We start from the raw sequence: 11,624 nt of genomic DNA, 5'->3' as shown, positions 1-11,624 counted from the left end.
GCTCCATCGGGCATCGGCGCGACCGCCTTGCACGCCAATCGGGAATCTCCATGTCTTCTTTGATCGCCCAGGCCGAGCAGCGCCTGCTGGCACCGGCCTGCCTGTCCCTGGACGGGCTGGATCGGGTCTTCGCGCGTCTGCTGGCGCCGTCCACCGATGAGGCCGACCTCTATTTCCAGCAGACGCGCAGCGAGTCCTGGTCGCTCGAGGATGGCATCGTCAAGCAGGCGCGCCACAGCAGTGCCCAAGGCGTCGGCCTGCGCGCGGTCTGCGGCGACAGGGCCGGCTTCGCCTACACCGATGCGATGGAGCTGCCGGCGCTGCTCGAGGCGGCCGGCTCGGCCCGGGCCATCGCACAGGCGGGCGGGCAGGGGCGTGCGCACGCGCTGGTCCGCAACGCGCCGGCCCCGCTGTACGAGGCCATCGACCCCATCGATGGCCTGGCCGCGGAGGGAAAAGGTCGCGCTGCTGCGCACGATCGACGCGGCGGCGCGCGCCCTGGACCCGCGCATCAGGCAGGTCAGCGCCAGCCTGATGGCCAGCTGCGAGACCGTCCTGATCGTCGCCGCCGACGGCACGCTGGTCGCCGACGTGCGGCCGCTGGTGCGGCTCAACGTGCAGGTGATCGCCGAACACCACGGCCGTCGCGAATCGGGCAGCGCCGGCGGTGGTGGACGCTACGACCTGGCGACGCTGATCGAGGGCGGCGCCGCGCTCGAGCACACGCGCGAGGCGGTGCGCCGCGCGCTGGTCAATCTGGAATCGATCGCCGCGCCCGCCGGCGAGATGACCGTCGTGGTGGGGCCCGGATGGCCGGGCGTGCTGCTGCACGAGGCCGTGGGCCATGGCCTGGAAGGCGACTTCAACCGCAAGCAGACCTCGGTGTTCTCCGAGCGCATGGGCCAGCGCGTGGCGGCCAGGGGCGTGACCATCGTCGACGACGGCACGCTGGCCGGCCGGCGTGGCTCGCTCTCGGTGGACGACGAAGGCACGCCGACCCAGCGCACCACGCTGATCGAGGACGGCGTGCTCAAGGGCTATCTGCACGACCGCATGAGCGCCCGGCTGATGGGCAAGGCGCGCACCGGCAACGGCCGGCGCGAGTCGTATGCCCACCTGCCGATGCCGCGCATGACCAACACCTACATGCTGCCGGACGAGCACGCGCCCGAGGAGATCCTGCGCTCGGTCAGGCGCGGGCTCTACGCGGTGAACTTCGCCGGCGGCCAGGTCGACATCACCAGCGGCAAGTTCGTGTTCTCCGCCAACGAGGCCTATCTGGTCGAGGACGGGCGCATCATCGCGCCGGTGCGCGGCGCGACCCTGATCGGCGCCGGGGCCGAGGTGCTGAGCCGGGTCTCGATGATCGGCAACGACCTGCGGCTGGACGCCGGCATCGCCATCTGCGGCAAGGCCGGGCAGAGCGTGCCGGTCGGCGTGGGCCAGCCCACCCTGCGCATCGATGCGATGACCGTGGGCGGGACCGCCGCATGAACCTGCGCGTCCATCCCGATGCGAACCAGGACGATCCCCAGCTGCTCGAGCTCGCCACCCTGTGCGAGCAGACCGTGGCCGCGTGCCGCGTGCTGGGCGCCGACCAGGCTGAGGTCGTGGCGCACGCCGCCAGCGGGCTGGAGGTGAGCGTGCGCAGGGATCAGGTCGAGACCCTGATCCGCAGCCAGGACGTCAGCGTGACCGTGACGGCCTGGCGCGCGGGCCGCAAGGGCGTGGTCAGTGTCGGCGACACACGCGCTGGCTCCCTGCGCCAGGCGGCCGAGCGCGCCTGCGCCTTCGCGCGCCTGACCGAGCCGGATGTCCACGGCGGACTGGCCGATCCGGACGGGTCTGCGCGCCAGCGGCCGCCGCTGGACCTGTGGCATCCATGGGCGCTTGAGGCCGAGCACGCCATCGCACTGGCCCGGCAGACCGAAGCGGCCGGGCGCGACTTCGACGCACGGATCGCCAACACCAACGGCGCGCAGCTCGGCACGCGCGCGGAGCGCTCGGCGCGCGCCGATTCCAACGGCTTCCTCGGCACCGCCAGGCGGACCCGCCACCAGCTGTGGGCCTCGTTCATCACCCGCGACGCGCGCGGCATGCAGACGGGCAGCTGGTACGACAGCCGCTGTTCGCCCCAGGACCTGGAGGATCCGACCGAGATCGGCCGGCGCGCGGCGCTGCACGCCGTGCAGCGGCTGGGCGCGCGGCGGCTCGGCACGCGGCAGTGCCCGGTGCTGTTCGCTGCGGACGTGGCGGCCGGCCTGCTCGGCCACTTCCTGGAGGCGGTGAGCGGCGCCGCGCTCTGCCAGCAGGCCAGCTTCCTGGCCGACGGCCTGGGGAAGACGGTGTTCCCCGCCTTCATGGACCTACACGAGCGCCCGCATCTGCCGCGCGGCGCCGGCTCGCGCCACTTCGATGCCGAAGGCGTCGTCGCGGCAGACGACGCCTTGGTCCTGGGCGGCCGGCTGCAGCGCTATGCCCTCGACGTCCGTTCGGCGCGGCAGCTGGGCATGGCCAGCACCGGCAACGCCGGCGGCATCAGCAACCTGCAGGTCGGTCATGGAACGGAGGATCTCGATGGCCTGCTGCGCCGCATGCACACCGGCCTGCTGGTGACGCAGGTGATGGGGCAGGGTGTGTCGATCGTGACCGGCGACTACTCGCGCGGCGTGTCCGGCTTCTGGGTCGAGCACGGCGCCATCGCCTATCCCGTGGACGAGATCACCATCGCCTCCAACCTGCGCGAGATGTTCGCCGGCATCGTCGCGGTCGGCCGCGATGTGGACACGCGCGGGCGGATCCGGACGGGCTCGCTGCTGATCGAGCGCATGACGGTTGCGGGTGCGGGCTGATGTCTTGGAGACAGCCAGGAACGCGCATCGAGTGCGTCGAAGGCGATGGCCTCCATTGCAGCTGCGGAGCCGCAGGTTAGATGGACGCGATCACGCGCCCTGCGCCCTGGCGAAATCGATGAAGGCCCGCAGCGGTGGCGGCACCAGCGCGCGATTGGGGTAGTACAGGAAGGGGCCCTGAAACGTCTGCCACCACGGCTTGAGCACGGGCTCCAGCGCGCCGGACGCTAGATGCGGCTGGAGCCAGTCCTCGAACAGATGGACGATGCCATTGCCGGCGACGGCCGCCTCGATCGCCAGGTCGACCCCTCCGCCGAGTTCCACCAGCAGCTGTCCGCGCGGGACGATGGTGATCACGTCCTCGCCCTGCTCGAACTCCCATTCGGACACCACGCCGCTGGGAAAGCGCCCGCGGATGCAGTCGTGGTCGAAGAGGTCGCGGGGATGGGCCGGGCGCCCGCGCCGGTCCAGATACGAGGGGGAGGCCGCGGTGGCGCTGCGCTGCACGCGTGGGCCGATGGGGAGGGCGATCATGTCCTGCTGCAGACGCTCGCCATAGCGAATCCCGGCATCGCAGCCGGCGGCGATGACGTCGACGAAGCTTTCCTGGGTCAGCACCTCCACGCTGATATCGGGATAGCGCGCCATGAAGGGCGGCAGGATCCGCGGCAGGACCAGGCGCGCGGCGCTGACCGGCACATTGAGCCGCAGCGTGCCGGTGGGCGTGCTCCTGAATCCGCTCATCGCATCGGTCGCGGTATCCAGCTCCCGCAGGGCGGGCTCGATGCGCGCCAGCAGCGCCTTGCCTGCGTCGGTCAGGCCGACACTGCGGGTCGTGCGGTTGAGCAGGCGCACCCCGAGCCGCGCTTCCAGGCGCTTGACCGCATCGCTGAGCTTGGACGCACTGATCCCGGCCACCCTGGCCGCCTCGCGGAATCCTGCGGCCCGCGCCACCAGGACAAAGGCCTGCATCTCGCCCAGCTGGTTTGTCATTGTTCGCCGATCCGGACGGCCTGTTCGCTTTGTAGTGGATTGTCGCACAGCCACCGCGGCGCTAGTTTTCTCGCACCCCGACGAAACGAGTGCCGCCATGAATGCTTCTTCCACCCCTTCCACGATCCCGCAGGACTTCACCCTCGGCGACCGCAGCGTGGCCCGCCTCGGCTATGGCGCCATGCAGCTGTCCGGCCCGCACGCCTTCGGCACGCCGAAGGATCGGGATGCGGCCGTGCGCGTGCTGCGCCACGCCGTGGAGCTGGGTGTCAATCATCTCGACACCAGCGACTTCTACGGCCCGCACATCACCAACCAGATCATCCGCGAGGCCCTGCACCCCTACCGCGACGGGCTCACCATCGTGACCAAGATCGGTGCCCGGCGCGGCGCGAGCGGCGAGTGGCTGCCGGCGATGTCGGCGGCGGAGCTCACCAGCGCCGTGCACGACAACCTGCGCAACCTCGGGCTAGATGTGCTCGCGGTGGTCAACCTGCGCTGCATGTTCGACGTGATGGCCCCGGCCGAAGGCACGATCGAGCCCTACCTCACCGTCCTGGCCGAGCTGCAGCAGCGTGGCCTCATCCGCCACATCGGCCTGAGCAACGTCACCGCCACGCAGGTCGCCGAAGGCCGCGCGCTCTGCCGCATCGTCTGCGTGCAGAACCAGTACAACCTGGTGCACCGCGCCGATGACGCGCTTGTGGATTCCCTGGCGCGGGACGGCATCGCCTACGTGCCCTTCTTCCCGCTCGGTGGCTTCAACCCGCTGCAGGTCTCGGCGCTGTCCGCCGTCGCGCAGAAGCTGGGTGCCACGCCGATGCAGGTGGCCCTGGCCTGGCTGCTGCAGCGCTCGCCCAATCTGCTGCTGATCCCGGGCACCTCCTCGGTGGAACACCTGCGCGAGAACATGCAGTCGGCGCAGCTGGTGCTCGATCGTGAGGACGTCGCCACGCTCGATGCGGTCGCACAGCTGAAGGCCTGACCAGGCTCCATGGGCCAGCGACGTGCCGAAGCAAGCGCGCGCGGAAGTCCGCTTTCAATCGAAGCGGACCAGGCTCCGGCTAGCGCTGGCATACCACTTCGACATTGACGCCATCCGGGTCCAGCACATAGGCCGCGTAATAGCGGGCGTGATAGCGCTCGCGCACGCCGGGTGGGCCGTTGTCGGTGCCGCCCGCCGCCAGGGCCGCCTTGTGGAAGGCATCGACCGCAAGGCGGCTGTTCGAGGCGAAGGCCAGATGCATTCCCGCCACGGCCGCCTGGCCATCGTGGATCCAGAGGCAGGGATAGCCGCCCTGGCCGAGCCCGTAGCGCCAGCCGCCGGTCCTTGTCCGCTCGGGCTCCACCGCGATGATGCGGGCGAATCCCAACGGGGCCAGGGCCGCCTCGTAGAAGCGACACGAGCGCGCTGCGTCGGTCACGGGGAATTCGATGTGATCAAGCATCGTCATGCGGCCTCGGGTCTAGGTGAAGGGGGCGGTGTCGTCTCGCACGGCCGCCCGGACGGTGGAGGAAGGGCAGAGCGGGGAAGTGGGTGTCCGCGGTCTGCCGGGTGGCGCGGGGCCGAGCAAGGCGCTCCGCGCTTCGGGCGATGCCGGCAGTCCCGCATCGCGCGGCTCGCCGCGGCAGTTCGCTCGAATCGCGCCTGCTACTCCAGATCCGCATCGATCCGGACGATGCGGCCGTCCGCTCCCAGCGTGATGTCCAGCAGGCCGATCTCGTGGCCGAAATCTCCGGTGAAGTCCACGCGGGCCACGGCCTGGTTCGGCGCGCGCTGCTGCAGCGAGAGCAGTCGGGTGACCGTGCGGTAGCCGATGAAATAGCGCTCCACATAGTCGCGGATGCCGGCATGGCCGACGAAGCTTCGTCCGGTGGACGGGTCGTCCACGATCGCGTCCGGGGCGAACAGTGCCAACACGGCCTGCGCATCGAAGGCATTGGTCGCGGCGATGAAGGCCTCTGCAGCGGACTGCAGCCGTTGTGTCGGTGTCATGGGCTCACTCCTCGTGCTGCCAGCGCTTGTAGACGAACTCCAGGCTGTAGCCATCCGGATCCCTGACCTGCGCCGCGTAGTAGTGCGGGTCGTAGTGGAGCTGGGCACCGGGCGGGTGGATCTCGGTGGCGCCGGCCCGCATGGAGGCGCGATAGGCCGCATCCACGTGCTCGGCGGAGGCGGCAACGAAGCCCACATGGGCGGCAACACCGCTGGGCTGCCCTTGCCTTAGCCAGAAGAACATCCTGCCGTTGGCGCCGAAGCCCTTGAGATCGGGATGGCCGGGCGGGCCGTCGCGGCCGTCGTAATCCAGCCGATTGACGATGCCGAGCGGCTTCAGCGCGGCCTCGTAGAAGGCCACCGAGCGCTGCGGGTCGCTCACCGTCAGAAACACATGATCCAGCATGGCGTCCTCCTCAGACGATGTAGCCGCCGGCGACTTCGATCGACTGCGCGTTGATCCATCCGCCGTCGGCCGACAGCAGCATCGCGATGACCCGCGCGACCTCTTCAGGCTCGCCGACGCGGCCCAGCGCGGTCTGGGCGGACAGCAGTGCCTCGAATTCATCGTTGAGCCCGCCGCCCAGCTCGGTCCGGATCGGGCCTGGCGAGACGGCGTTGACGCGGATGCCGCGGGCGCCGAACTCCTTGGCCATGTAGCGTGTCAGCACCTCCAGCCCGCCCTTGAAGGCGGCATACGGCGCCACGCCTGCGGTGGCCACGCGCGTGGTGGCGCTGGTCAGGTTGACGATGGAGGCGCCGCGTTCGAGCAGCGGCAGCAACTGCTGGACCAGGAAGAACGGGCCCTTGAGGTGCACGCCGAACAGACCGTCGAACTCCTGCTCGGTGACGGCCTCGATCGGATTGAACAGCCCGTAGCCGGCGTTGTTGACCAGGCCCGCAAGCGCGCGGATCCCCCATCGCCTTTCCAGCTGCAGTGCGACGGCGTCGCCGAATTCGCCGAAGCTGGCGACATCGCCGACATCCAGTGGCAGGGCGCAGGCGCGCCCGCCCTGCGTGGTGATCTGTTCCACCACCGCCTCGGCGGCGGCGGGATTGCGGTTGTAGGTCAGGATGACGCCCAGCCCGCGCCGCGCGCATTCCCTGGCCGTGGCGGCGCCGATGCCGCGGCTGCCTCCGGTGATGACGATGACACCCATGTGCTGCTCCGGTCTCGATGAGGAGCATCACGGTAGGGGCCATGCGTCGGGATGACCTGCCCATTCTTGGCGCAAACCTGCCCGATCCTGCTTTCCGCCTTGCGCGCGCGTGGCGGCTCCTGTCTGATCGCCGGCATGACATCGCAGCTCGACGAACTCCGCAGGCTGGCCGCCTGCGCGCAGAACAGGCAGACGCAGACCGGCATCCCACGGGTCGCGATGGTGCAGGGCCGGATTCCCGAGCACGCGCTCAGCGCGGTCTACGAGCCGATGATCAACCTGATCCTGCGCGGCGGGAAGTCGATGACGGTCGGCGGCAGCACCCTGCATTACGACCCGGCGACCTACTTCGTCATGACGGTGGAGCTGCCCGCGGTCGGTCAGGTCCACGCCGCAGCGGACGGAAGCCCCTACCTAGCCGTCGCCTTGAACCTGGACGCAGGCGTCATCGGACGCCTGCTGGACGATATGCAGGGCGATGACCTCTGCCGCGGCGCCGCATCCCGACCCGTGGCGGCCTTCTCCGTCGCCACCGTCACGCCCCAGCTGATGGACGCCTGGGTGCGCATGCTGAGCCTGATGGAGCGTCCGCGCGACATCCCGGCCCTGGCGCCGGTCTATGAGCGGGAGATTCTCTATCGCGTGCTCCAGGGCCCGCATGGGCAGCTGCTGCGCGACATCGCCACGCCGGAGACGGCGCTGGGGCGGGTGCGCAAGGCGATCCAGTGGATCCGGCAGCACTATGCGGCGCCGTTGCGGATCGGCACGCTCGCCAAGCTGGCGGCGATGAGCGAGTCGGCCTTCCACCGCCACTTCAAGGCGGCCACCGCGCTCAGCCCGCTGCAGTACCAGAAGCAGCTGCGTCTGCTGCAGGCGCGCCAGCTGCTGACGGCACAGGGCGCCAGCGTGACCGCTGCGGCAATGGAAGTCGGCTATGAGAGCGCCACGCAGTTCAGCCGTGAGTACGCCAGGGCCTTCGGCCTGCCGCCGTCGCAGGACGCGGCCCGCATCCTGGCGGCGTTTCGCGCCAACGCTTCCTGAAAGGGAGGGCAGCGGTCGCGCGAGGGGGGCGACTTTGCGGCGCGACACGTCGCTTGCCTTCGCCCGAGCGTTTCAGCAAGAAAGCGGCTCTGGTATTGGGGGTGCGCCGGAAACATCGGTGGCCAACCTGCATGATGCATGGCCCCATACGGGTGAGGCGCGGACCTGTCCATGCATCGCTCACCGCGCATCATCCCGCTACAAACCCTTTCTTCTGAACGAAGGCGGGGGCGGCTGCTCGGGCGGCGGGCGTCCAGCAGACTCGTGCATGGTCGTCTGGTAGGGAATGAGCCCGGGATGCGGAGCAAGCTGTTCGTGCCGGGGGGGCGCCCGGAGCTGTTCGCCAAAGCGATGGCGGGCCAGGCCGATGCGGTCTCCTTCGATCTGGAGGATGCCGTGCCGGTGGAGGGCAAGGACCGGGCGCGGGAGGGCCTGGCGGCCTATCTGCGCGGGCTGGCGCCGACGCAGGCGGCGGGCAAGTGCATCATCGTGCGGATCAATGCCTACGATTCGCCGTACTTCTCCCAGGACCTGCAGGCGCTGGCGATCGCCGGCGTCGCGATGATCAACGTGCCCAAGCTCGAGCATGCCCAGACCGTCAGCGCCGTCGCCGAGCGCCTGGCCGCGGCCGAACAGGCCAACGGCGTCGCCGCGCCGATCGGCCTGCTGGTCAACATCGAGACGCCGGCCGGACTGGCCAATGCCGCGGCGCTGGCCGCGGCGCATCCGCGGGTGGCCGGGCTGCAGCTGGGGCTGGGCGATCTGTTCGCGCCGTTCGCCATCGCCAGGACGCCGGCCAATGTCCATGCGGCGATGTTCGCCGTGCGCATGGCCGCGGCGCGGGCCGGCATCGCCGCGTACGACGGGGCCTGGCCCGATGTCGCCGATGAGGCGGGCTTCCTGGCCGAGGCCACGCTGGCCCGCGCGCTGGGCTTCAGCGGCAAGAGCTGCATCCATCCGCGCCAGGTCGCCCTGGCGCACCAGGTCTTCTCGGTGGACCAGGACGCGCTGGCGCATGCGCAGCGCGTGGTCGAGGCCGAGGCCGCGGCGCAGGCGCGCGGGCATGGCGCCTTCCTCGTCGATGGGCGCATGGTGGACGCGCCTTACCTGGCCAGGGCGCGGGCGCTGGTGGCTGCGGCCCGCAGTGAAGCGGAGGCGTCCGGATGAGCCGTTTTCGATCGCGTATCGGCATGCGCGCCATCCGATCTGTCGCGCTGGTCCTGCTCTGGCTGCTGTGCGCGTCGCTTCCGGCCGCCGCCTCCAATCTGGTCGGCCTGTCCGCCACGCACCTCCCGCCGCTGCCCGCAGCGAAGGAGACCCGGCTGGAGACGGTCGGCGATTCGCTGCTGGCGCTGCAGGCCGGCCAGGCGTGGCGACTCGAGGCAGGCGCCAAGGCGTGGCGCCCGCTGCGCTGGTCCCTGCCGATCGAGCCCGCGCGGGTCCAGGCCCTCGCCAGCGACGGGAACCGGGTCTGGCTGCTCTCGAACCCGGCGAACGGCGACCTGACGCTGACCGCGGCGCGGCTGAGCAACGACGCGCTCGTGGAAGCCGCACGTCTTCCGCCCCCGCCCGTCGCGCTGCGCAGCGCACGCGTGGCCTTCGACAACGGGCAGCTGACCCTGGCCGGGCTCGACGCCTCCGACCAGCCGCACGTGCTCCAGGAGGACGGCGGCGGTTGGCATCGCCTGCCCGCATGGCCCGGTGGCGGACCCGTGCAGGGGCTGATGGCACGCGGCTCCAGGTTGTATCTGGCCGCGGGCCAGCCCGCGGCGCCGACGCTGTTCGCCTGGTCCTCCGACGCCGGCTGGCAGTCGCTGGGCGCCTTGCCCGGCGCCCTCGTGCCGGGCTCGGCGCAGCCGCTGGGTCAGGCGCATCTGATGTTCCTGGTGCAGGGCCAGCCCGATCTGCGCACCTTCCACACCATCACCCATGCCTGGAACCGGATGCCCCTGCCGGGCGCGGGCCGCCCGGTCCAGGCCGCCAGGCTGGGCAACGGCCTGGCCTGGGTCGATGCCTCCGGCCGCATCGAAGCCGCCGCGATCGAATCGGGCAAGTACCTGCTCAAGTGGCAGGACTGGGCGGTGATCGTGTTCTACCTGGCCCTGGTCATCGGCATCGGCGGCTACTTCTATCTGCGCGAGCGGCGGCAGTCGACCTCGGACTTCTTCGTCGGTGGCCGCTCGATCCCGTTCTGGGCCGCGGGCATCAGCCTGTACGCGACCAACACCAGTTCGATCAGCTTCATCGCCATCCCGGCCAAGGCGTTCGAGACCAACTGGCAGTACATGACCAACAACCTGATCGCGGTGGTCGGGCTGATGTTCGTGGCGGTGTGGATCGTGCCGCTGCTGCGGCGGCTCAACCTGATGTCGGTGTTCTCCTATCTGGAGACCCGCTTCCATCCGGCGATCCGCATGCTGGCCAGCGCGCTGTGCATCGCCATGCAGGTCGGCGCGCGGATGAGCGTGATCCTGTTCCTGCCGGCGCTGGCCATCGCCACCATCACCGGCATCAGCGTGGCCCTGAGCGTGGTGCTGATGGGGGTGTTCACCATCATCTACACCGCCATGGGCGGCATGAAGGCGGTGATCTGGACCGACGTGGTCCAGGTCATCGTCAAGATGGGCGGGGCGATCTTCGCCATCGGCTTCATCATCTGGCACATCCCGGGCGGGGCGCCGGAGTTCTGGGATGTGGCCACCGCCAACCAGAAGATGAAGACCTTCGATTTCAGCTTCGACCTGACCAAGGCGACGGTGTGGGGCTTCATCTTCCTGGTGCTGTTCGACGTGGTGCTGACCTTTCCGAAGGATCAGGTGCTGATGCAGCGCACGCTGTCCACGCCGTCGGACAAGGAGGCGGGGCGTTCGATCTGGGCCTTCGCCGCGATCATGATCCCCGGCGGGCTGGTGTTCTACTCCATCGGCACCGCGCTGTTCGTCTATTACAAGGCGCATCCGGAGCGGCTCAATCCGACGCTGCCGATCGACGCCACCTTCCCCTTGTTCATCGCCGCCGAACTGCCGACCGGGGTGACCGGGCTGATCGTGGCCGGCATCTTCGCCGCCGCCATGGCCACGCTGTCCTCGATCATGAACTCGGTCGCCACGCTGGTCTCGGTGGACTTCTACGAGCGGCTGGTCAAGGCGCCCGATCAGCGCCGCAGCGTGCTGTTCGCCGAGATCACCACGGTGGTGGTGGGCCTGGTGGGCATCGGCCTGGCGCTGCTGATGTCGCGTTACGACATCCACTCGCTGTTCGATGTGTCCATCGAGCTGGCCGGCCTGCTGGGCGGCGGCTTTGCCGGCTCGTACACGCTGGGCATGTTCACGCGCCGGGCCAACTCGCCGGGCGTGGCGATCGGCATCGGCTGCAGCATCGTGCTCACCTTCGTGGCGTGGTGGTTCGATCTGGTCCATCCGTACTTCTACCTGGCCATCTCGATCCTGCTGAGCATCGTCATCGGCTACCTGGCCAGCCTGTGCTTCCCGGCGCCGCAGCGCTCGCTCAAGGGGCTGACGATCTACCGCGATGCAGAATGAGCCGGGCCGCGCCGCTGTGTAATCTCATGCCCCGGGCTGG

Annotated in this window: 10 protein-coding genes and 1 pseudogene; 6 read left to right on the top strand and 5 right to left on the bottom strand. The window is 69.9% G+C overall.

Annotation, left to right across the window (positions count from 1 at the left end; all coding sequences use genetic code 11):
• Positions 1-50: 50 nt before the first annotated feature.
• Positions 51-1,494, top strand: a pseudogene (tldD, locus tag QE438_RS10485) (metalloprotease TldD).
• The gene (locus QE438_RS10480) at positions 1,491-2,852 is read left to right on the top strand and encodes a metallopeptidase TldD-related protein (protein WP_306995824.1); all 1,362 of its coding nucleotides are present in this window, start codon (positions 1,491-1,493) and stop codon (positions 2,850-2,852) included. Before tldD ends, QE438_RS10480 begins: the two are co-directional and overlap by 4 nt.
• A gap of 90 nt (positions 2,853-2,942) precedes the next feature.
• On the opposite strand, the gene QE438_RS10475 is transcribed toward QE438_RS10480, so the two are convergent.
• Positions 2,943-3,824 (bottom strand): LysR family transcriptional regulator, encoded by an 882-nt coding sequence (locus tag QE438_RS10475; protein ID WP_306996360.1) that lies wholly within the window; start codon positions 3,822-3,824, stop codon positions 2,943-2,945.
• 118 nt (positions 3,825-3,942) lie between these two features.
• On the opposite strand from QE438_RS10475, the gene QE438_RS10470 reads away from it, so the two are divergent.
• Positions 3,943-4,830 (top strand): aldo/keto reductase family oxidoreductase, encoded by an 888-nt coding sequence (locus tag QE438_RS10470; RefSeq protein WP_306995825.1) that lies wholly within the window; start codon positions 3,943-3,945, stop codon positions 4,828-4,830.
• A gap of 79 nt (positions 4,831-4,909) precedes the next feature.
• Here QE438_RS10470 and QE438_RS10465 read toward each other — a convergent pair whose 3' ends face one another.
• The 4 genes from QE438_RS10465 to QE438_RS10450 form a co-directional block, all read right to left on the bottom strand.
• Complete coding sequence (locus QE438_RS10465; protein WP_205956653.1) at positions 4,910-5,293, bottom strand: VOC family protein; 384 nt, start codon at positions 5,291-5,293, stop codon at positions 4,910-4,912.
• 203 nt (positions 5,294-5,496) lie between these two features.
• Positions 5,497-5,841: a nuclear transport factor 2 family protein gene (locus tag QE438_RS10460; protein WP_130524372.1), complete on the bottom strand. Its 345-nt coding sequence runs from the start codon at positions 5,839-5,841 to the stop codon at positions 5,497-5,499.
• A gap of 4 nt (positions 5,842-5,845) precedes the next feature.
• On the bottom strand, positions 5,846-6,247 hold the full coding sequence (locus tag QE438_RS10455) for a VOC family protein (RefSeq protein WP_306995827.1): 402 nt from the start codon (positions 6,245-6,247) through the stop codon (positions 5,846-5,848).
• A gap of 10 nt (positions 6,248-6,257) precedes the next feature.
• On the bottom strand, positions 6,258-7,001 hold the full coding sequence (locus tag QE438_RS10450) for an SDR family oxidoreductase (protein WP_306995829.1): 744 nt from the start codon (positions 6,999-7,001) through the stop codon (positions 6,258-6,260).
• A 135-nt stretch (positions 7,002-7,136) separates the two neighbouring features.
• On the opposite strand from QE438_RS10450, the gene QE438_RS10445 reads away from it, so the two are divergent.
• From QE438_RS10445 to QE438_RS10435, 3 genes are all read left to right on the top strand, one after another.
• Positions 7,137-8,042 carry an AraC family transcriptional regulator gene (locus QE438_RS10445; protein WP_306995831.1) on the top strand — a complete coding sequence of 302 codons (906 nt, stop codon included), beginning with the start codon at positions 7,137-7,139 and terminating at the stop codon, positions 8,040-8,042.
• A gap of 297 nt (positions 8,043-8,339) precedes the next feature.
• On the top strand, positions 8,340-9,209 hold the full coding sequence (locus QE438_RS10440) for a CoA ester lyase (protein WP_306995833.1): 870 nt from the start codon (positions 8,340-8,342) through the stop codon (positions 9,207-9,209).
• Positions 9,206-11,584, top strand: a complete 2,379-nt coding sequence (locus QE438_RS10435) for a sodium:solute symporter (RefSeq protein WP_306995836.1) — start codon at positions 9,206-9,208, stop codon at positions 11,582-11,584. The genes QE438_RS10440 and QE438_RS10435 overlap by 4 nt, the downstream gene beginning before the upstream one ends.
• Positions 11,585-11,624: the final 40 nt, after the last annotated feature.

This window comes from Pseudoxanthomonas sp. SORGH_AS_0997, from assembly GCF_031453535.1.
GTDB lineage: Bacteria > Pseudomonadota > Gammaproteobacteria > Xanthomonadales > Xanthomonadaceae > Pseudoxanthomonas_A > Pseudoxanthomonas_A winnipegensis.
This window is presented reverse-complemented; position numbering and strand designations above follow the sequence as displayed.

What these genes read in the sequence shown, in the direction of transcription:
- QE438_RS10470 (WP_306995825.1), top strand. Translation starts at nt 3,943, where the DNA reads ATGAATGCTTCTTCCACCCCTTCCACGATCCCGCAGGACTTCACCCTC.
- QE438_RS10475 (WP_306996360.1), bottom strand. Translation starts at nt 3,824, where the DNA reads ATGCAGGCCTTTGTCCTGGTGGCGCGGGCCGCAGGATTCCGCGAGGCG.
- QE438_RS10440 (WP_306995833.1), top strand. Translation starts at nt 8,340, where the DNA reads ATGCGGAGCAAGCTGTTCGTGCCGGGGGGGCGCCCGGAGCTGTTCGCC.
- QE438_RS10465 (WP_205956653.1), bottom strand. Translation starts at nt 5,293, where the DNA reads ATGCTTGATCACATCGAATTCCCCGTGACCGACGCAGCGCGCTCGTGT.
- QE438_RS10435 (WP_306995836.1), top strand. Translation starts at nt 9,206, where the DNA reads ATGAGCCGTTTTCGATCGCGTATCGGCATGCGCGCCATCCGATCTGTC.
- QE438_RS10450 (WP_306995829.1), bottom strand. Translation starts at nt 7,001, where the DNA reads ATGGGTGTCATCGTCATCACCGGAGGCAGCCGCGGCATCGGCGCCGCC.
- QE438_RS10455 (WP_306995827.1), bottom strand. Translation starts at nt 6,247, where the DNA reads ATGCTGGATCATGTGTTTCTGACGGTGAGCGACCCGCAGCGCTCGGTG.
- QE438_RS10460 (WP_130524372.1), bottom strand. Translation starts at nt 5,841, where the DNA reads ATGACACCGACACAACGGCTGCAGTCCGCTGCAGAGGCCTTCATCGCC.
- QE438_RS10480 (WP_306995824.1), top strand. Translation starts at nt 1,491, where the DNA reads ATGAACCTGCGCGTCCATCCCGATGCGAACCAGGACGATCCCCAGCTG.
- QE438_RS10445 (WP_306995831.1), top strand. Translation starts at nt 7,137, where the DNA reads ATGACATCGCAGCTCGACGAACTCCGCAGGCTGGCCGCCTGCGCGCAG.